This is a genomic window from Salinivirga sp. (assembly GCF_035268865.1).
In the GTDB taxonomy this organism is placed as follows: domain Bacteria; phylum Bacteroidota; class Bacteroidia; order Bacteroidales; family Salinivirgaceae; genus Salinivirga.
The window spans coordinates 1-19,564 of sequence record NZ_DATFKB010000237.1; the positions used below are offsets into that span (position 1 = coordinate 1).

Annotated in this window: 19 protein-coding genes; 9 read left to right on the forward strand and 10 right to left on the reverse strand. The window is 39.5% G+C overall.

Features of this window, described 5'->3' with window-relative positions:
* From VJ937_RS14395 to mraZ, 5 genes are all read right to left on the reverse strand, one after another.
* Positions 1-1,121 (reverse strand): UDP-N-acetylmuramoyl-L-alanyl-D-glutamate--2,6-diaminopimelate ligase (locus tag VJ937_RS14395; RefSeq protein WP_324068250.1); only part of this gene is annotated, 1,121 nt, incomplete at its 3' end.
* Positions 1,121-3,244 carry a penicillin-binding protein gene (locus tag VJ937_RS14400; protein WP_324068252.1) on the reverse strand — a complete coding sequence of 708 codons (2,124 nt, stop codon included), beginning with the start codon at positions 3,242-3,244 and terminating at the stop codon, positions 1,121-1,123. The genes VJ937_RS14400 and VJ937_RS14395, both read right to left, overlap by 1 nt.
* Positions 3,241-3,639, reverse strand: coding sequence for an FtsL-like putative cell division protein (locus VJ937_RS14405; protein WP_324068253.1), 399 nt, complete (start codon positions 3,637-3,639; stop codon positions 3,241-3,243). The genes VJ937_RS14400 and VJ937_RS14405 overlap by 4 nt, the downstream gene beginning before the upstream one ends.
* Positions 3,639-4,538 (reverse strand): 16S rRNA (cytosine(1402)-N(4))-methyltransferase RsmH, encoded by a 900-nt coding sequence (gene rsmH, locus VJ937_RS14410; RefSeq protein WP_324068255.1) that lies wholly within the window; start codon positions 4,536-4,538, stop codon positions 3,639-3,641. Before rsmH ends, VJ937_RS14405 begins: the two co-directional genes overlap by 1 nt.
* Complete coding sequence (mraZ, locus tag VJ937_RS14415; protein ID WP_324068257.1) at positions 4,535-4,999, reverse strand: division/cell wall cluster transcriptional repressor MraZ; 465 nt, start codon at positions 4,997-4,999, stop codon at positions 4,535-4,537. The genes rsmH and mraZ overlap by 4 nt, the downstream gene beginning before the upstream one ends.
* A gap of 260 nt (positions 5,000-5,259) precedes the next feature.
* Between mraZ and VJ937_RS14420 the strand changes: the two genes are divergently transcribed.
* Together VJ937_RS14420 and VJ937_RS14425 are read left to right on the forward strand one after the other, a co-directional pair.
* Positions 5,260-6,096, forward strand: a complete 837-nt coding sequence (locus VJ937_RS14420) for a glycerol acyltransferase (protein WP_324068259.1) — start codon at positions 5,260-5,262, stop codon at positions 6,094-6,096.
* Between the two features lie 248 nt (positions 6,097-6,344).
* On the forward strand, positions 6,345-7,286 hold the full coding sequence (locus VJ937_RS14425; RefSeq protein ID WP_324068261.1) for a GNAT family N-acetyltransferase: 942 nt from the start codon (positions 6,345-6,347) through the stop codon (positions 7,284-7,286).
* A 71-nt stretch (positions 7,287-7,357) separates the two neighbouring features.
* On the opposite strand, the gene VJ937_RS14430 is transcribed toward VJ937_RS14425, so the two are convergent.
* Both VJ937_RS14430 and VJ937_RS14435 read right to left on the reverse strand, forming a co-directional pair.
* On the reverse strand, positions 7,358-8,443 hold the full coding sequence (locus tag VJ937_RS14430; RefSeq protein WP_324068263.1) for a ketoacyl-ACP synthase III: 1,086 nt from the start codon (positions 8,441-8,443) through the stop codon (positions 7,358-7,360).
* Between the two features lie 179 nt (positions 8,444-8,622).
* Positions 8,623-9,789 carry an MFS transporter gene (locus tag VJ937_RS14435; protein ID WP_324068265.1) on the reverse strand — a complete coding sequence of 389 codons (1,167 nt, stop codon included), beginning with the start codon at positions 9,787-9,789 and terminating at the stop codon, positions 8,623-8,625.
* A gap of 108 nt (positions 9,790-9,897) precedes the next feature.
* Between VJ937_RS14435 and VJ937_RS14440 the strand changes: the two genes are divergently transcribed.
* Complete coding sequence (locus VJ937_RS14440) at positions 9,898-10,662, forward strand: DUF6567 family protein (RefSeq protein WP_324068268.1); 765 nt, start codon at positions 9,898-9,900, stop codon at positions 10,660-10,662.
* A gap of 3 nt (positions 10,663-10,665) precedes the next feature.
* A complete protein-coding gene (gene sfsA / locus VJ937_RS14445) occupies positions 10,666-11,364 on the forward strand; it encodes a DNA/RNA nuclease SfsA (RefSeq protein ID WP_324068270.1) in 699 nt (232 codons plus the stop codon).
* A gap of 31 nt (positions 11,365-11,395) precedes the next feature.
* Here sfsA and VJ937_RS14450 read toward each other — a convergent pair whose 3' ends face one another.
* A complete protein-coding gene (locus VJ937_RS14450) occupies positions 11,396-11,839 on the reverse strand; it encodes a nuclear transport factor 2 family protein (protein ID WP_324068272.1) in 444 nt (147 codons plus the stop codon).
* Between the two features lie 330 nt (positions 11,840-12,169).
* Here VJ937_RS14450 and VJ937_RS14455 point away from each other — a divergent pair, with 330 nt between their 5' ends.
* Together VJ937_RS14455 and VJ937_RS14460 are read left to right on the forward strand one after the other, a co-directional pair.
* Positions 12,170-13,525 (forward strand): FAD-dependent oxidoreductase, encoded by a 1,356-nt coding sequence (locus tag VJ937_RS14455; protein WP_324068275.1) that lies wholly within the window; start codon positions 12,170-12,172, stop codon positions 13,523-13,525.
* Positions 13,526-13,701: 176 nt separating this feature from the next.
* Positions 13,702-15,585 (forward strand): PAS domain-containing sensor histidine kinase, encoded by a 1,884-nt coding sequence (locus tag VJ937_RS14460; protein ID WP_324068277.1) that lies wholly within the window; start codon positions 13,702-13,704, stop codon positions 15,583-15,585.
* 6 nt (positions 15,586-15,591) lie between these two features.
* Here the strand turns inward: VJ937_RS14460 and VJ937_RS14465 are convergent, their stop codons facing one another.
* Both VJ937_RS14465 and VJ937_RS14470 read right to left on the reverse strand, forming a co-directional pair.
* Entirely contained in the window at positions 15,592-16,017 is a 426-nt protein-coding gene (locus VJ937_RS14465) for a transposase (RefSeq protein ID WP_324068279.1), read from the reverse strand.
* Between the two features lie 70 nt (positions 16,018-16,087).
* Positions 16,088-16,909, reverse strand: coding sequence for an XRE family transcriptional regulator (locus VJ937_RS14470; RefSeq protein WP_324068281.1), 822 nt, complete (start codon positions 16,907-16,909; stop codon positions 16,088-16,090).
* Positions 16,910-17,182: 273 nt separating this feature from the next.
* Between VJ937_RS14470 and VJ937_RS14475 the strand changes: the two genes are divergently transcribed.
* The 3 genes from VJ937_RS14475 to VJ937_RS14485 all read left to right on the forward strand — a co-directional run.
* Positions 17,183-17,575 (forward strand): four helix bundle protein, encoded by a 393-nt coding sequence (locus VJ937_RS14475; protein WP_057952628.1) that lies wholly within the window; start codon positions 17,183-17,185, stop codon positions 17,573-17,575.
* 301 nt (positions 17,576-17,876) lie between these two features.
* Positions 17,877-19,028: a DNA polymerase IV gene (gene dinB, locus VJ937_RS14480; protein ID WP_324068283.1), complete on the forward strand. Its 1,152-nt coding sequence runs from the start codon at positions 17,877-17,879 to the stop codon at positions 19,026-19,028.
* A gap of 105 nt (positions 19,029-19,133) precedes the next feature.
* Positions 19,134-19,564 (forward strand): PHP domain-containing protein (locus tag VJ937_RS14485; protein ID WP_324068285.1); only part of this gene is annotated, 431 nt, incomplete at its 3' end.

The window sequence follows — 19,564 nt, forward strand, 5'->3', positions numbered from 1 at the left end:
CCAATTATTACTATGAGCTGTTCGTTACCTGTTCTTACTTCATCTACAGTCGATAATACATTTTCTACCGCATCTGGTGTGTGGGCATAGTCGATAATGCCGTGTGTGCCATCTGCCGATATAATATGTTCAAAGCGTCCCCGAACTGGTTTTTGCTTGCTTATTACCCTGAGTAGTTCCTGGCTATCGTTATAAAACTGAATAGCTGTGCTGTAAACTGCCATTAGGTTGTACGCATTGAAAAGCCCTGTGAGCATGGTCCACATTTGAGTTTGCTCCAATTGCAGCATCATGCCATCCATCTCCTTTTTTATTATTTTGGCTTTGTGGTCAGATGGTTTTTTCAGGCTATAACTTATGCATTTAGCTTTTGTGTTTTGTACCATAATGCTGCCATTTTTATCATCAGCATTATAAATAGCTTTTGCATCTTTACTTAGGTGTGTAAAGAATTTTTGCTTGGCTTCAATGTAGTTTTTAAAAGTTTTGTGGTAATCCAGGTGATCCTGGGTTATGTTGGTGAAAACTCCTGAAGCAAAATCTATGTATTTTACCCGATCCTGGTCTACCGCATGTGAACTAACCTCCATAAAGCAATATTCGCAGCCAGCATCGCGCATTTCTGCCATTGTTCCCTGTATGGCCAGTGGGTCGGGGGTGGTGTGGGTTGTGTTCATTTGCTGACCGTTGATGAGGATTCTTACTGTTGAGAACAGTCCGCAAGGATAGCCCAATTCACGAAATACATTATAAAGCATTGTTGCTGTCGTGGTTTTTCCATTTGTTCCCGTAATCCCAATGACTTTCATTGTATCAGATGGATAGTTGTGCCAGGCAGCAGCCAGCCATGCAAGGGCGTCACGGCTGTTTTGTACGCTTATGACAGTGGCGTTTTTTTCTGTGATTCCGGAAGTATCTTCACATATAATTGCATTTGCTCCAGCTTTAATGGCATTGTTTATAAACCTGTGTCCGTCAGTTTCGGCGCCTTTTATAGCAATGAACAGGGTGTCTTCTTCAACCTTTCTGGAGTCAAATGCTATACCCGAGATGCTTGTTTGTTCGCTCCCGTTTACGAGTTCGTATTTGTATTCTTTTAATATGTCGTTTAATATTTTCACTAGAAATTGTTTGATAAGGTTAACTCAATATGTTGCCCTTTTTGGTACACATCATTCGCTCTTAAACTTTGATCTGTAATTATTCCATGGCCTTTAAATGTGACATGCAGGCCTGCATTTTCAAGCAATGGCAGGGCATCTTTTATTCCCATGCCTACTACATTTGGCACAATTTGCTTTCTGATGAGCCTGTTTTGAAATTTTACATCGTCGTTTGTTCGTGTTGTCACAACCCATGGAGTTCCTGCACTTTTATCATCAATGGGGATGTTGAATTCATTCAACAGATACTGAATATCGTTTTTGTTCCCTGATAATGAATATGGAATTAGCTCTTGTATTCCGGCATCTACCTGGTCTAGTGGTGTGTGCATTTCATGGCGTGTGGCATATACTTTATCGGCAATTTCCCTGAAAACCGGTCCTGCCACTGCATTACCATAGTATTGGCTGTTTGAAGGCTCGTTTACTACCACGATGCATGAGTATCTGGGGTTTTCCGCAGGGAAATACCCTACGAATGAGGCCTGGTAGCTTACTTTCGACTGGTACTTATATCCATATTTTTTATTGGCAATTTGGGCTGTACCAGTTTTACCTGCAATTTTGAAATTAAGATTGGCGAGGTTACGGGCTGTGCCATTTTCTACAACGCCTTCAAGCATTATTTGCGCTTTTTTTATGGTTGAGGGTGATGCAATGCGTTTATCGATCACATTGGGATGGAACCGTTTTACAGTTTTCCCATGGTTTTGAATGGCTTTTATAAGCCTGGGTTTTACCATGGTTCCACCGTTTGCTACGGCATTATAAAACATAAGTACTTGCAAGGGTGTCATCTGGAGCTCGTATCCGTATGACATTTGAGGTAATGAGATTCCTGACCAGAGTTTATCGCCCGGGTATTTGATGTAAGGGCTTGCTTCGCCCGGTATGCAAATTCCGGTTTTCTCATTGAGGTGCATTGCATAGAGTTGCTCTACAAATTCTTTTTCTCTCCCCTGGTAATTTTGGGTGATTATTTTTGTCATCCCCACATTCGAAGAGTATTCAAATACTTGTTGTACTGTTATTTTTCCATACCCACCTCTTTTTGAGTCTCTTATTGTGTGGTCGTAATATTTTACTATGCCGTCTTCAGTATCGATGCTATCTGTTATATCTACATAATTATCTTCAATGGCTGCCATGAGTACGGGTAACTTGAAAGTACTTCCCGGTTCAGTTTTTTCTCCAACTGAGAAGTTGAAGGCTTCATAATAGTTGTCATTTTCATTTTTCTGTAAATTGGCTATTGCCAGTATTTCACCGGTTTGAACTTCCATGAGCACTGCGGCACCATGCCGGGCATTATGCTTTTTAAGTATGCGCAGAAGTGCATTGTGTGCCACATCCTGAATATTGATGTCAATAGTGGTGATAACATCCATTCCGTTTACAGGGTCGCTAGTTGCATCATCACTTACTGGTTTCCAGTAGTTTCCTGCAATGCGTTGTTCCATTCGTTTCCCCGGAACTCCTGACAATATACTGTCGAAAGCAGCTTCTATTCCAACACCTCCGGCTCGTTCTCCGGGGAAGGTATATCCGATGGTTCGGCTTGCAAGTTTATCGAATGGCTTTTTTCTTTCATTTTTCGATTTTACGATTAAACCGCCTTTGTATTGGCCCCTCCTGAAAATTGGAAATTCTTTCAGTTGTTTTAATTGATGATAAGTAACATTGCGTTGGATTAGGTAGTAACGCTCTTTGCGGTAGCGCGCAGCCATTAAATCCTTTTTGTAGGCATCTTTACTTTTATCTTTAAATAGTTTGGATAGCGATAATGCAAGCGAATCAATTTTTGCTTTGAATATATCTGAAGTCAAGGCCTCGGGTACCATGTCCATTCTGATCTCATATTCGGGCACAGAACTTGCCAGCAACCTGCCGTCTCTGGCTCTAATGTCACCACGGGTAGGGGTAATGGTTCGCTCACGAAAGTTTACTTTTTCGTGTTTGAGCCATTTCTCCGCCTGGCCGTACTGAATATTTAAAATAGCACCTATGATTATAAGCGCTATTACCACTACAGCTCCGTAGACAAAGCCTATTCGACCTATTATTTCTCCGCGTATGCTCATTCAATAGCTTTTTTGTCAACTACAATTTTTATGGGCGGCTCTCTTGATTCAATTAAATCCAGGTTTTTTTCTTGTAGCAATCTTGCAACCTCACTCTGATTGCTTTGTTGCATAAGTTCTGAGGAGGTAGCAATTGCTTCTGGTTGCAATTCTTTGAGTTCCTGTTCCAGTTTTTTAGTTTTGCGTACCATTTTCTCAGCATGGTAATTATTCCCGATGTATAATATGCCCAAAAATGTCAGGAAGAAAATGAATGGCAGATTTGACACAAAAAACTCATTGGTCAGTACTGAACCATCAACAATGTCTTTCAGGATGTTTCGTCTGTTTGATTTTTTTTGCGATTGGCCCTGAAAGTCATCAAATTCCTGATATTCTGCTTGCCTGTCTTCCATTATTTCTTTTCTGCTATTCTTAGTTTAGCGCTTCTTGATCTTGGATTTTGCTCTATTTCGTCCTGATCTGGAACAATAACGTTTCGTGTAATTACTTTATACGGCACTTCGGGGTTTCCATAAAAATCTTTTTTAATATGCCCCTCCAGGTTACCCGATTTGAAATAATTTTTAACCAGTCTGTCTTCAATTGAATGGTATGTAATAATAGCAAATCGGCCGCCAGGCTTAAGCAACCGTGTGCCGTCAATAAGTAATGATTTTAACGCCTGTATTTCCTGGTTAACTTCTATGCGAATGGCCTGAAAAAACCGGGCTAAAAATTTATTTTCTACTTTTCGTGGAAACAGTGGCGCAATGAGTTCTTTTAGCTGCCCCGTTAGTTCAATTCTTTCTTTGTTCCTTGCCTGAATTATTACCTGGGCGAGCTTTCGTGCGTTGCGCAGTTCACCATAAGTTCTGAATATTTCCATCAGTTCTTCCTGTGCATACTCATTGATGACCTTCTCAGCTGTTAATGTTGCTCTCTGGTTCATGCGCATGTCCAGTTTGGCATCGTATCGAAAAGAAAATCCACGATCGGCAGTGTCGAAATGGTGAAAAGATACGCCCAGGTCGGCCAGAATTCCGTCAAGCTGTTCCACATTGTAGAAACGCATGAAGTGTTTTAGAAACCTGAAGTTGTGATGTACGAATGTAAATCTTTCGTTTTCTGGAGCATTTTTAAGTGCATCATCATCCTGGTCGAAGCCAAAAAGGTGTCCTTCCTGGAGATGTTTAAGTATTGCCGCACTATGCCCACCTCCACCGAACGTGGCATCTACGTAGGTGCCCGACGGATCGATTTGCAGCCCGTCTATACAAGCTTGCAGTAATGCCGGTGTGTGGTATTGTTTCATGCTTCAGGATTTAAACTATCTCCAATAACTTCTGCGGCCAGGTCGGAGTAATCAATTTTTTGACTAAACAATGCTTCGTAATGGTCTTTAGACCAAATCTCTATTTTCCCGTTTTGCCCTGCCAGAACCACCTCCTTGTCAATATTAGCATAGTCCAGTAATCGCTTTGGAATAAGTAAACGACTACTTCCGTCTAGCGATAATTCGGCAGCACCCTTTGCGAATCCCCTTAAAAACATATTGTGTTTTGCATTAAAGGGGTTGAGTTTTTTTCTTAAAATGGAATTTTGGCGTTCCCACTCTTCCATTGGATAGAGTACCAGGCATTTTTCAAACAAATCTTCTTTTATCACAAAGTTATCCTGTGCAGATGAATTTATCTGCTTCTTGAGGGCTGATGGAAATACCAATCTCCCTTTAGCATCTATTTTTAAATTGAATTCGCCTATAAACGTTACCATTCCGCACAGAATTTACAAAAGTAAAATTACAACAAATTTCCCCACATGCAACCACTCTTACCCACTTTTTCCCACATTGTTGATAACTTTTTGTCGTGAATTAGGAACAGAAATTGATACCTGGTAGGCAGAAACGCTGAAATCACTGGATGAAGTTTATTTTTTTCTAATTTTGTCGTGATATAAATTTGTGTCAATACCAGGTTGGTAGAATAAACAGTATTTGGATAATATTAAACTTGCTAAAGCTAAAATTTGCAATGGAAGAAAAGAAGAGTATAACGCCAGTTCAAATTGACTTAAAGGAGGCTATTGCTTCGAAAAATAAAGGTTTAGCCAAAGCTATACCAGGTTTTGTGATGCGCTATTTGAAGCGTACAATTCATGAAGAGGAGTTAAACCGGATATTATATGATTACGCAGATAAATTTGGGATTGATTTTGTACGCTCTATACTTAAGGATTTTAATGTAACTTATACCGCGCACAATGCTGAAGCTGTTCCACAGGGAGGGCGATATATTTTTGCATCAAATCATCCGCTTGGAGGGTTTGATGGTGTGGTAATGGCTGATTTAATTGCGTCAAACTGGGGAGAGCCAAGGTTGTTAGTGAATGATTTATTGTTGTTGATCAAGAATTATGAACCATTGTTTTTGCCCATCAACAAACATGGGACTCATAGCCGTGAAGCAATTCAGGTAATTGATGAAGCCTTTAAAACAGACTATCCAATTCTGGATTTTCCTTTCGGTTTGGTGTCTCGTAAAGTGAAGGGAAAAATTCAGGACCTGAAATGGAACCGGACTTTTGTGAACCGTGCAAGAAAATATGAGCGCGATATTGTGCCGGTGTTCTTTGATGGTCATAATTCTAAACGGTTTTATCGTGTTGCACAATGGCGAAAGCGTTTGGGCATAAAAGCGAATATTGAAATGTTTTATTTACCCGATGAGGTGTTTAAACAGCATAATGAACATTTTGATGTCTACTTTGGAGAGCCAATCTCTTATAAGTCATTGACTAAAGAAAAAACAGCCGATGAGTGGGCTGCTGAAATTAAAAAAACTGCATATTCTCTCAAGCCGAAAGAATGATAATCATTATATTTGGGAAATTACAATAATTTGCAGATGTGTAAATTATTCTTTGAGTAGGATTAATTGTTTGTAAATTAGATTTTTTGGGGATTAGGTCAAGGTAGTAAGTGGCTATTCCAATAAAAAATCAGACTTGTTTTTAACTATTTGGGATTGTTTTTGCAGACAATGTTATATTTTGTAGCCATCCAAAATAAACATTACGGACTGTTTTTTGTGTAGAATTAGAGGACAAATTGAATTGAATGGATCCAATTATTGAACCCATACCAACAGAATTACTGGAGAAAGAGCTTACTCCTGATAAGTTTGTGCGTAAAACCAATTACGGCAATAACGAAATTTACACATTTACCTACCACAATGCACCTAATCTTACAAAAGAGGTTGGGCGGTTACGTGAATTAACTTTTCGTCTGGCTGGGGGCGGGACTGGAAAATCTATCGATCTGGATAAGTTTGATATGCAGGAGGAGCCCTATTACCAGCTAATAGTGTGGTCGCCTGAAGAGCGTATTGTTCTTGGAGGTTATAGATATATTGTTTGTAATAAAGCACAGCGTGACGAAGATGGGGTTTTACAGCTTGCAACATACAGGCTTTTTAATTTTAGCGATAAATTTATACAGGAGTATTTACCATATACCATAGAGTTAGGTCGGTCTTTCGTACATCCGGATTATCAATCCTCCAGTTCAACCCGTAAAGGTATTTTTGCGTTGGACAATCTTTGGGATGGTTTAGGTGCACTTGTCATAGAGTATCCTGAAACAAGGTACTTTTTTGGCAAAGTAACCATGTATCCACATTTTAATACCGAAGCGCGCAATATGATTCTTTATTTCCTGCAAAAACAGTTTTCGGATGATGAAAATCTTATGGAGCTGATAGAGCCAATGGAATTAGGTATAGACTATGAAGCATACGATGAACTTTTTACAGGCTCAACCTTTGAGGAGAATAAAAAAATACTGAGTCAAAATGTACGGAAATTAGGGGAGAATATTCCACCGCTGATCAATGCCTATATGAATCTTTCACCCTCAATGAAAACTTTTGGCACTTCCTTTAATAAATATTTTGGCGGGGTGGAAGAAACGGCCATTATGATAAAAATTGAAGATATTTATCCTTCCAAAATAGAAAGGCACGTGAATAGTTATATTCAAGAAAAAAAATCCCGCTAGTGAGAATTGGTCACTAACGGGGCATATTTTAGACAGAGTTTTTTATTGAGCTTTTGCCAACTTTATTTTCCTTAATGAAACTTGTAGCTCAAAGCGTTAATATTCATCCCTGCACCCACAGATGCAAATACTATTGTGTCGTTCGTTTTTAAATTGTGTGACTCGAGTTCACCTCTTAATATTAAATCAAGTAAAGTAGGAATGGTAGCTACAGAACTGTTACCCATCCATGAAATAGTCATTGGCATGGTATATTCAGGCACCTCTTTAATGTGGTAAAGCTTATACAGCCTTTTTAAAATCGCTTCATCCATTTTACCATTAGCCTGATGAATCAGTACCTTCTTTACATCTTCAATCGGGGTCCCACTTTTTTCAAGACAACTTTTAATGGCCTGGGGTACATTTTCCAGGGCATACTGGTATAATCTCCGGCCATTCATTTTTAAAAATATATCATCAGATGGTTCGTAAGTGCTTTTATATGATTTATCCATGTAGAGCATATGCGAGTACTCAATAGTATCAGATCGTGTTTTGTGTGCAAGAATTCCGGTTGGAGTTTCGCTTTCCTGGGCTTCTAAAATTGTAGCTCCGGCTCCATCGGCGTAAATCATACTGTCACGATCATGCTTGTCCGAAATACGTGATAAAATATCTGCACCAATTACTAAGATTTTTTTTGCATCGCCCGATTTGATATAGTAATCTGCCTGTATTATGCCCTGTAGCCATCCGGGGCAACCAAATGCTATGTCGTAGGCCACACATTCAGGCTTTTCTATGCCTAATTTGTGTTTTACTCTTGCTGCCAGAGATGGTACCAAATCTGTCCTGTTCGATCCGGGCTTTACATCTCCGAAATTGTGCGCTACAATTATATAGTCTAAGTCTTCTTTGTTTATGGAGGCATTCTCAATAGCCTTTTCACTTGCAAAAAAGGCAATGTCAGAGGTCATTAAATCGTCTGATGCATACAAGCGCTCTTCAATTGTTGTGATTTCGGCAAATTTTCGAATAATTTCCTCATTGGTTTTTTCAATCCGTTCTCCATTAGATTCATAAAACTCATTGACTAAAAAATCTTCGTTTTTTATTCGTTCAGTAGGTATATAGCTCCCCGTTCCTGTAATGATACTGTAAATAGATCTGGCCATGCGCATTTCTTTTTGATGGTTAATTGTCTACTCATGAGTAAACGTTTGGTCTAATTTTTCAATAATTTGGCGATAAAATACTTTATGCCTAGAAACTTCAAGTTGGCTTTGAGCCTGTAAAGATTATTGTAATAAACAAATTAAACAACTATAATAAGCAAAAGTTGATTGGTTTTATGCTATTTGGTTTTAAAACGCATAAATATGTTATTAATTATCAGAATTCCCAGTGCAATTGCAGATGCCGCCATAAAAACAAAAAAGAATTTTTCTTCTATATAGAAAAGGGCCATCACCACAGGTCCCATTGATTGGCCTATACGCAACACCATGCTGTTTATCGACATTATGGAGGCTCGCTCCCTGACAGATGCAATACCGGCCAGTAAAGTCTGAATTGTTGGAATAAATAATCCCTGCCCAAATCCATATATAATAACTGCAATTATAACCATTGTAATTTTAGATGAAAAGGCCAGTAATGCAAGAGCCAATATATACGCAATTGACGAGGTCGATAAAATTTGTTTTTTATTGAATAGCTTTGAGATTCTACCAAGTTGAGTTGCTGTGATAGCTGTGGTTATTGACATGATTGACATAATGATTCCAATTTCAAAAGAGTCAGATTGGAATTTTGTCTCCAAAAATGAAGGGAGGAAGGTTAAATAGGCTCCATATAGTATGATAAATACAAAAATATTCATGGAAAATAAGGCCCATACATAGGGCTGATTCACTATTTTCCATAAACTATTGAAATAGGATTTTACCGTTTGGCCATTTTCTGGTCTGGGTGTGGGTAATGTGGTCAGTGCCCAGATAGCAATGGGTATGGCTAATAATGGTAGGTAAAAAATGAATTTCCAGTTAATAAGTGCCAATGCGCCACCAATGGCAGGATAAAATGCGGTTCCAATACTAAGTACACTTGCATTGTAGCCCATTATTGTGGTGCGTCGGTTTCCTTCGAAAAGGTCTCCAATTATTGTAATGTTCAGAGAACCCAACGATGCTGCCCCGAGTCCCTGAAAAATTCTCAGAATAAGCAATGTGTTGAAGGTGTTTGTATGAGCACAGGCAGCACCTGCCAGTCCGAAAAGAACTAATGATGGTATTAACACAGCTTTACGTCCCAATCTGTCGGCTAGTATCCCCATCAAAGGCGCCATAAAAATACCCGGTATGGTGAAAGCTGTAATTAATAAGCCTATTTCATCCATATTTAACCTGAAATGTCGTGCTATTGTGGGGAATGCTGGCGTTAAGCTTGCTACACCCATCACGGCTAATAATGTAATTGAGAAGATTATTATTATATTTTGTTTGTTGTTTCTAGCCGGCATAATCAGTGCTATATAGGTTTTTTTAATATTGTGCAGGCAAATTGCCTAAAAATTGCTTGGAGTCAATTTATTTTTTATATGTTTGAACAAATTACAAAACTATCAAAAATGAAACAGCTATTCTTTCTTATTTTGCCTTTTTTATTGGTTTCATGTGCATCGCATCATGGAAATATTAACAATACCCATACCCGGGCTGGAGAAAATCACACTTACGTCGATTTGGCAGTTGGTTACAGTAAGGCTACCTATATCTTCGGTATAGGTGGTTTAAGCAAGGATATGCTTTTTGCAGAAGCATACAGAAATATGCGCATGTCATATCCATTGAAACCGAATCAGACTTTAGAAAATCTAGTGGTGAATTCAAAACATACCTGGGTTGGCCCTTTCCTGAAGCATGAAGTTATTACTATTGCCGATGTTATTGCCTGGGATAATGATTTGCATATTGTTTATGCCGATCAGTATTTAAATCAATTTTCGAGGAACAAAGTTTTATCAACTAATGAATTTAAGCTTAATGATCAGTTATTAATGTTGGAGCAGAACAAAATTTATTCAGTGCGCGTAGTATCTCTGTCAGATAAAAATGCAGTTGTATTTTATACAGATAAAGGTGGCGATTTTCAATTGAAGAAAATAAGACTTTCAAATCTATTCTGGGGTGAGGATGCAAACAAACAATACAATAATTTTAAAGTTGGAGATACAGTAATATTTAAAAAACCTGTGCAACAAAAAATTGAAGAGATCGAGGCTTTTATAAGAGGTTTCAATCAGCAAAAATTACTTGTTTTTATTCAGGGGAAAGGACTCCATAGAGTAGAGTATGATGACATAAAGAAACCAGAAAAAAAAATGGAAAAGTAAACAATGAAATTTAATAAGAATCTTATGCATGGTCGTCTTATAAAAAGATATAAGCGCTTTTTAGCCGACGTTAAACTTGATAATAGACAGGAAGTAACTGCCCACTGTACGAATTCAGGCACTATGAAAACCTGCCTGGAAGAGGGCGCAGAGGTTTATTTAAATCCGGTAGACGATCCAAAACGAAAAACGAAGTTTACGTGGGAAATGATAAAGATTAACAAACGATGGGTGGGAATAAATACGAACCATCCAAATCTTTTGGTATACGAAGCAATTAGTAATAATGAAGTACCTGCACTGGCAGGTTATAATGAAGTAAAAAGAGAAGTAAAATTTCAGGACAGCCGCTTTGATGTGATGGCTACAAACGATCAGGAAACCTGCTTTGTAGAGGTTAAAAACGTAACTATGAAAGATGGCGATTTTGCATTGTTTCCTGATGCTAAAACTGAACGTGGAAGAAAGCATTTGGAAACACTGATTCGTGTGAAAGAGGAAGGAATGCGTGCGGTAATGTTTTATGTAGTTCAGCGCATGGATGTTGCCAAAGCAGGACCTGCAGCTGATATCGATCCAGCCTATGCCGATGTTTTAAAAAAGGCTATTGATTCAGGCGTGGAGGTCATCGCTATGCAGGCCGAAGTTTCTCCTGATGGAATTGACCTGGTGAAGGAGATTCCATTTCAATGGCCGCATTAAAAACCCGAACTAACGTTTCGTACCAGTTAAATTACCTGTGATCATAGTAAATTTTACTGACGATACGCCAACCCTCATTAAATCTATACAAGGATAGATAATCTGTAAAGATTTTTTTGTCGTCCTTGTAGAGTTCAACCTTTGCAATTGCAGCGTTACCCGTAATGTCTATCATAGGATACTTTGCAATGGTTCTTGATGCTCTTTTATCTTCAGACTTTTCTCTGCGCTGTTTGCTCGATTCTAACCAGGAATATATTGGGAATTTAGTTAGCATATTATTACGCACACCAAGTAAATTAAACCCGGGGTGGAAGCTGGCTGCTGTTTTATTAAGATCGCCCTTGTTATGCAGACCTTGAACATAACCTTCTTCAATTACCTTTTGAATCATTTGCCTGTCTTTTTGACCCATGCTGGCTGAAACTGCAAAGGTTAGTGTCATTAGTGTAATTGCAATTCTGATGTAAAACATACTTTGAGATTTTTGATTATTCTGCAATTTATCTAAAAATTTCCAATAATGTAATTTTTTATAACTGGGCTTATTGCTTCTTTGCCTGATATATTTGTATTTATCGATCGGGATTGTGAACCATGGTTCACAATTTATATTCAGTATAAATTATATATATGATTGCGAAAATGTGTTTAAATCTCAGATAACAAGAAAGTTAGGCCTATTAGTATATTAGCATAATGTACTCTTAATCTCTAAATATAAATATAATTATACATCACAATGCTTCGATATGTTGTACAATACTGCTAATTTTGCAGTATCATTTTAATAATAATAAATACAATGAAAACATACGACGTAATAATTTTAGGAAAAGGACCAGCCGGAATTATAGCTGGTGTGACAGCAAAAAAGCAAAACCCTGATAAAAGCATATTGATGATTGGTGAAGAAGATAAAGGTCTTGTGCCTTGCGGAATTCCTTATGTTTTTCATCGGTTAGATGATGTTTCGAAAAATGCAATGGGCCCCAAGCCCTTTCTGGATGCAGGAGGGGAGGTAGTTGTTGACAAGGCTGTTGGTGTCGATCTGGATGCAAGAAAAGTAAAAGTAACATCTGGAGCCGAATTTGGGTTTGAACGCCTTGTTTTTGCCACGGGATCGGAACCTGTAGTACCAAAGTTTATTAAAGGTTATGATCTGAAAGGTGTTTTTTATGTAAAGAAGAGCTACCAATACATTGAACATTTGAAAGAAAAAGCTAATGAGGCTAAAAATATTGTAATTATTGGTGGCGGTTTTATTGGAGCTGAAGTGGCTGAGCAGATGCATCTGGAAGGAAAAGCAAATGTATCATTGATAGAACTCGAAGAACAGTGTTTCAGTAAGGCTTTTTCTAAAGAACTGGCTGCTATTGCCACTGATAAACTTAGGGATACCGGATTGAATGTTTTGACTTCTACCAAAGTCGATCATCTGGAAGGAAAGAACGGGGTGGTTGAGTCTGTTGTTACATCTGGAGGTGAAAAAATTCCGGCTGATATGGTGATTATGTCAATTGGATATAGTCCCAACACTGCCCTGGCTAAAGATGCTGGTGTAGATTTGAATAGCATTGGTGCAATTCGTATTGATAATTTTGGCAGAACCAATAAAAATCATGTTTATGCCGTAGGTGATTGTGCCGGTACAATAGGCTTTTTGACTGGCCGGGAGGACAATATTATGTTGGCCTCAACAGCAACAGCCGAAGCGCGTATTTTAGGATACAATATGTTTGGGATAAAAATTAAACGCTGTTTTTCAGGAACACTGGGCGTTTTCTCAACTGAAGTGAATGATCTTTCAATGGCCTCTGCCGGGGTTAATGAAAACACTGCAAGCGAAGCTGGGGTTGAATACCTGACAGCAAAGTTTTCTGATGTAGACCGTCACCCTGGTACATTAGATGATACACAGCCACTTACAGTGAGGCTCTTTGCCTCGGTTTCTGATGGAAGTGTACTCGGTGGAGAAGTTTGGGGAGGCAAATCTTCAGGCGAAATTATTAATACCATAAGCATGGCCATTCAAAAAAGGGTAACAGTATACGAGTTGGTTTCGTTCCAGATCGGGACGCATCCACTTCTAACAACTGCACCCACAAAAAATGTGATGATCAAGGCGGCTGAAGGCATTATTGCTCAGCTTCACAAATAGTTTTATTGATTTTAGTTAGCAAGGGGCATTGCAATTTTGTAATGTCCCTTTTTATGTATAATTGGAGTTATCTTTGTTTATTACTCTCCTTTTTTTCTTTTTGTACAAAAAAAGACCTGTTAGCCACAAAGCAATGCTACAAAATATTTTTAAACTGTTGAAATAAAAATTGTAAATTGCTGCAAAACCAGAAAGCATTGGATTTGTCTTTTAATCTGAAAAATTTCTCAAGGAGAAAAAGCTTACTGTATATTGCGCTAATAGCTCTGTTTGGGGTTTTTGTAGTGTTTTATACCATAAATGGTGTACACAATAAAATGCGTGACGATTTATTGCAACGTGCCAAAATTGTAGCTTACGGCATTAACATAAATCGACTTAAAAACTTATCAGGCGATACATCAGACCTTAATTCAGCGGATTATTTACGCATTAAACAACAACTTACGGATATTCGTACTACTCATGATCCATGCAAATACTTGTATATAATGCGAGAGAACACAGGTGGCGATATTGTTTTTCTGGTAGATGCACAAAAACCATCATCAGAAGATTATGCACCACCCGGATTAATTTATTCAGAGGTCCCGAAAGCGTATTTAACTGTTTTTAGAACCGGGACACCGGCTACTGTGGGTCCAATTACAGATCGGTGGGGCAAACTATTTACTTCACTTATTCCTGTTAAATCAGAAAATGGTGAAATACTAGCTGTGCTTGGAATGGATGTAACAGTGCAGGATTGGAATAAAACAATTGTTTTTCGCCTGATACCTTTAATTGCAATTGTTTTAGTTACGGTAATACTGGTGTTTTATATCCAGCAGGTTCGTTACCTTCGAAAAGAGCGCGACGCTAAGGAAAAAGTTCGTAAAAGCCGGCTTCATTATAAAGCGCTATTTGATCTTGCTGCCGATGGTATTGTTACCGGAGATTTAAAAGGCAATATTACCAGGGTTAATAAGAGTTTTTGCCGTATAACGGGATATGATGAGGCTGAGCTTATCGGAAAGCCTCTTGATAAACTGTTCCCGGATGAGATTTTAGAATATAAACCCCTGGATTACCAGCGTGTGCTTGAAGGAAAAACTTTGCGCAGAGAGCGGGAAATGACACGGAAAAACGGAGAAAGAATTACTGTTGAAATGCATTCCAGTCGAATTGATAGCGAAACACTACAGTCTTTTTTTCGAGATATTAGTCGCCGTATTCGAAATGAACGCATTATCAGAGAGAAAAATGAAGAATTAATGGCTGCCGAAGAGGAATTGCGCACATCGAACACTGAGCTTCGAAGTACCAACCAATTGTTGGAACAACAAAAATCTATTTTGGCACAAGCCAAGCTTAAGGCAGAGGAGAGTGATCGTTTGAAGTCAAACTTTTTGGCCAATATGAGCCATGAAATACGTACTCCAATGAATGCCATTATCGGTTTTTCTGAATTAATACTGGAAAGCGAAGCTCTTGAAGGCACAGATGCCGAGCCTTATCTCAGTACAATCATTAAGCAGGGCAACCACTTACTGCAATTGATTAATGATATTGTTGACCTTTCAAAAATTGAAGCCAACCAAATTACCATTACCCGCAAAGAGGTTAATGTCAATGAAATAATAGACGACTTATTCGATGCCTTTCAGATGAAACGTTTTAATAAAGATCAAATCGAAATAAAGAGCGAGAAAAGTTTACCCGATGAAAAAAGCTGGATTGTTACAGATGAGTTGAGACTGAAACAAGTCTTCAATAATTTGCTTGGTAATGCGCTGAAGTTTACTCGAGCGGGAACAATAGCATTTGGCTATAAAGCTGATAGTTATGGACAAATAACATTTTTTGTCAGCGATACCGGAATTGGTATTCCAAAAGACAAGCAAGCTCAGGTTTTTGAACGTTTTCATCGTTTGCATGATGGGCATACAAGCAATTACGAAGGTACAGGTCTGGGGCTGTCAATTAGCAAGAGCTTGTTAGAGATGCTCGGAGGAAATATTACAATCGAATCTGAAGAGCATCAGGGATCCCGGTTTGAATTTACTGTTGCTCAGCATTGAGCTAATTTAAGCAAGACCATGCATTTTTATTAATTGAGAAATCTCTTCTTCAAATGTGCTTTTCTGGTGGTATTCCTCCTGTTTTTTTATGTAATCTATAAGCTCCTTCTTTTCTTTGAAAGAATGTGTAAACGCCGTATATCCATCCTGCCACCCTGCAAAGGCAGGGAACAGGTGGCTTTCGCCGATAAAATCAGTACTCGATTGTTTTATATCTTTAATTAGCGCATCTAAAGGGATGATAGGTGAAATATTCACCGCAAGGTGAAGGTGATTCGCTGTCCCGTTAATTCGTAGAAGCTCACAATTTTTATTCTTTAAATGCTCCCATATGTATTTGAAAAGTACGCGCTGACCGTTTTTTACCAGGGTGTTTTCATTATTTAGGGTGCTGAGAATAATGTGATAAATGCTTTGGGTTTGAATATTCATGGCTGCTGCATTTTGTTTTGCAAATATATGCAATGCAGTGAGAATATAAAAAGGGAATGGATGACAGGCTTTATTCTCTTCGGTTATTTCCAAGTTGCCCCCTCATCATATCTACATCTTCCCTTAACTTGTTTACGGTGGCAATAAGGTCTGTTTGCGGCAATCGCGGTTCGGGCATATCATTGCTAATGAAGTGCACAAAGCGCCACACTTCCAGAATATCGTTCACAGGTAAATCGTAAGGTTCATAAAGCGTATTGAGCGAATGTAAGCGGAACGATTGTTTGTCGCTGAGTTGGTTTTCCACAATCTTAAAAACAACGCCTTCGTCGCGGGTTACAAAAATGCAGGGCGTATTGTCATTGATGCTGCTCCAGTCCTGAATGTACTCTCCCGTAATCCATGCGCCTTCGGGTACAGGGAGCATTGAGTCGCCACTTACCTGAAAGGTGCGGTATTTTTTTTGGCGGTCCAGAAAAGGAAGCTTGAAAACCGGTAACTCGCGAATGTATTCCGGATCGGCATAACCTGTCGTATAACCAGCTTTGGCTTTTTCGGGGACCAGTTCAATGTTTTCATCATTATCGCTGTCAACCGTGGTGGTGAGTACGCGCAGGCGACTGCCTTTTACGAAAATATCGAAGCCACGTTCCAGTTCCGAAAGTTGGCTTTCAGAAAGCTCTGCCATGTTGACCCGGATTAGTGTATCAATGGCAATTTCGAAATAATCAGAGAATCCGGCCAGCGCATCCAGCCCCGGTGAAGCCACGCCATTTTCATATCCGCTTAAGGTAGAGCGCTTCATCTCCAATGCAGCTGCCACCTCGTCTTGCGTGCGCTTGCGACGTTTGCGCAACAGTTTAATATTTTGGGCGAAAAATGTCGATTTCATTTGCACGGTTTAATGATAATGATTAATTTATAATCATAAAAATGATTAAATACTAATCAAAAATACGTAAAAATGTTTCAAGTTCCAAGTTTCAGGTTAAAAAGTTTCATGTTTCATGTTTCATGTTTGTTCTTACTGCGAAGATTGGCACAAGTATAGTTTTCATCGGCGAAATAAAACGAACAGTAAAATTACAAACGGAATAACCTGAAACATTGAACCTGAAACCTGAAATCTGAAACCAAAAGTAACCTGAAACTAAATTATAATTATATGGCAAAAATAAGTCGTTTTGAAGATTTGGAAACATGGCAATTAGCCAGAGAAATTTGTAATGTGGTATACGAATTTACAATGTTTGAATCTTTTTCGAGAGATTTTTCATTGAAAGATCAGATACGCAGATCGAGTGGCTCCGTAATGGATAATATTGCAGAAGGTTTTGAAAGAGATGGAAGAAAAGAATTTCGACAATATTTATCAATTGCTAAAGCATCTTGCGGAGAAACAAGATCACAATTGTACAGAGCTTTTGATTTAAAGTATGTCTCAAAAGAAGATTTTGATACATTATATGATCTGTTAATTGTTGAAAGTAAAAAGATAAGTGCATTTATAAAGTATCTGCAGCACTCAGAATTCAAAGGAAACAAGTACAAGAATTGATAGGTTTCATGTTCGAAAGTTTCAGGTTTCAAGTTGTCCTTACTGCAAAGATTTGGTGCGTGCATAGTTTTCATCGACGAAATATAAAGAACAATAAAATTAAAAACGAAATAACCTGAAACTTGAAACCTGCAACATGAAACTTAAAGTCGCAGCGTGAGGTTACAAATGAATGATTCGAAAGAAATGATTTGAACTGCACCTTTTTAACTTACTCACACCGCGACTAACCTGCAACCTGCAACCTGCAACCTGCAACCTGAAACCTGAAACTTGAAACCTGTAACCTGAAACCTGAAACATGAACACTCGAAACATACTCCATCTCGACCTCGATACCTTTTTCGTATCGGTAGAGCGACTGCGGAACAGTGCGCTGAACAATAAACCCATCATCATTGGCGGAACATCTGACCGCGGTGTGGTGTCGGCGTGCAGTTACGAGACACGCCCGTTTGGTGTGTACTCCGGTATGCCCATGAAGATGGCGCGCAGGTTGTGTCCCGAGGCGCTGCAAATTCGTGGCGATATGGATCAGTACTCAAAATATTCGCACGTGGTGACCGATATCATTGCTGAGGAAGCCCCTTTGTACGAAAAAATGTCCATCGATGAGCATTACCTCGACCTTACCGGTATGGATCGCTTTTTTGGCACGTTGAAATGGTCGCGGGAATTGCGGCAACGCATCATAAAAGAGAGCGGGTTGCCCATTTCCTTTGGTTTGTCGACTAACAAAAGCGTAGCCAAAATTGCCACAGGCGAGGCCAAACCCAATGGAGAGCTACAGGTGGCACAGCAGCAAGTGTTGCCGTTTCTGAGTCCGTTGTCCATACGCAAAATACCGGGAGTAGGGCACAAAGCCTTTCAGACTCTCCGCACCATGGGCGTCGATACCATTGAGACGTTGCGTATGGTGCCGCCGGAGATGGTTACACGGGTGCTGGGGAAGAATGGTAAAGGTGTGTGGAAAAAAGCCAATGGCATTGATCCGACCCCGGTAAAGCCGTATCGCGAACGAAAGTCTATTGGTACGGAACGCACTTTCAGTGAAGACCGTACCGATACAGCGCGTCTGGAGGAAATTATTGCTGCCATGACCGAGAAGCTGGCTTTTGAACTGCGCCAAAAGCAGAAGGTGACGGCTTGTGTAACGGTGAAAATTCGTTATGCAAACTTCGATACACATACCAAACAACAGCGTATTCCATACAGCGGACTCGATCATCAGTTGATTAAGGTGGCGCGGGAGCTTTTTCGCAAAGTGTACGATCGGCGTATGCGTGTGCGGCTCATAGGCGTTAAATTTAGCCATCTGGTGCATGGCGCGCACCAGCTCAACCTGTTCGAAGACACCAGCGAAATGGTGAAACTGTACCAGGCACTCGACAGCCTGCGCAACCGTTACGGATCGCATATTGTGCACAAAGCGCTAGCGATGAAACGGCTGTAATGTTCCAGGTTTATAAAGTTTCAGGTTGCAAGTTCTAATAAATAACCTGCAACCTGAAACCTGTAACCTGAAACCTGAAACATTGAACCTGAAACCTGAAACCAAATGTACCTCGCTGCCCGCACATATTACAGTCTCCGCTACGGAACATTGTCGCCGGAAAAACTGGTGCAGATGGCCGCGCAAAAAGGTATCCAGGTCGTGGCGCTCACCGATATCAACAACAGCACCGGTATGCCCGATTTTGTGAAGGCCTGTCGTAAGTATGGCATCGCACCTGTGGCGGGCATGGAGTTTCGCAGCGGCGATACATGGCTTTACACGGCGCTCGCACGCAACGAAAACGGTTTTGAGCAGATCAACCGGTTCATGTCGTACCACAACATCAACAATCTAAAATTACCTGAACGCGCACCACAACTTGAGGATGTGTTTTTTATCTACCCTTTTTTAAATTTTCCCGACCGCCTGCGCGACGATGAGTACATTGGTGTGCGGGTATCGGAGCGCAACAAGCTGGTGACCATCAGCGATAA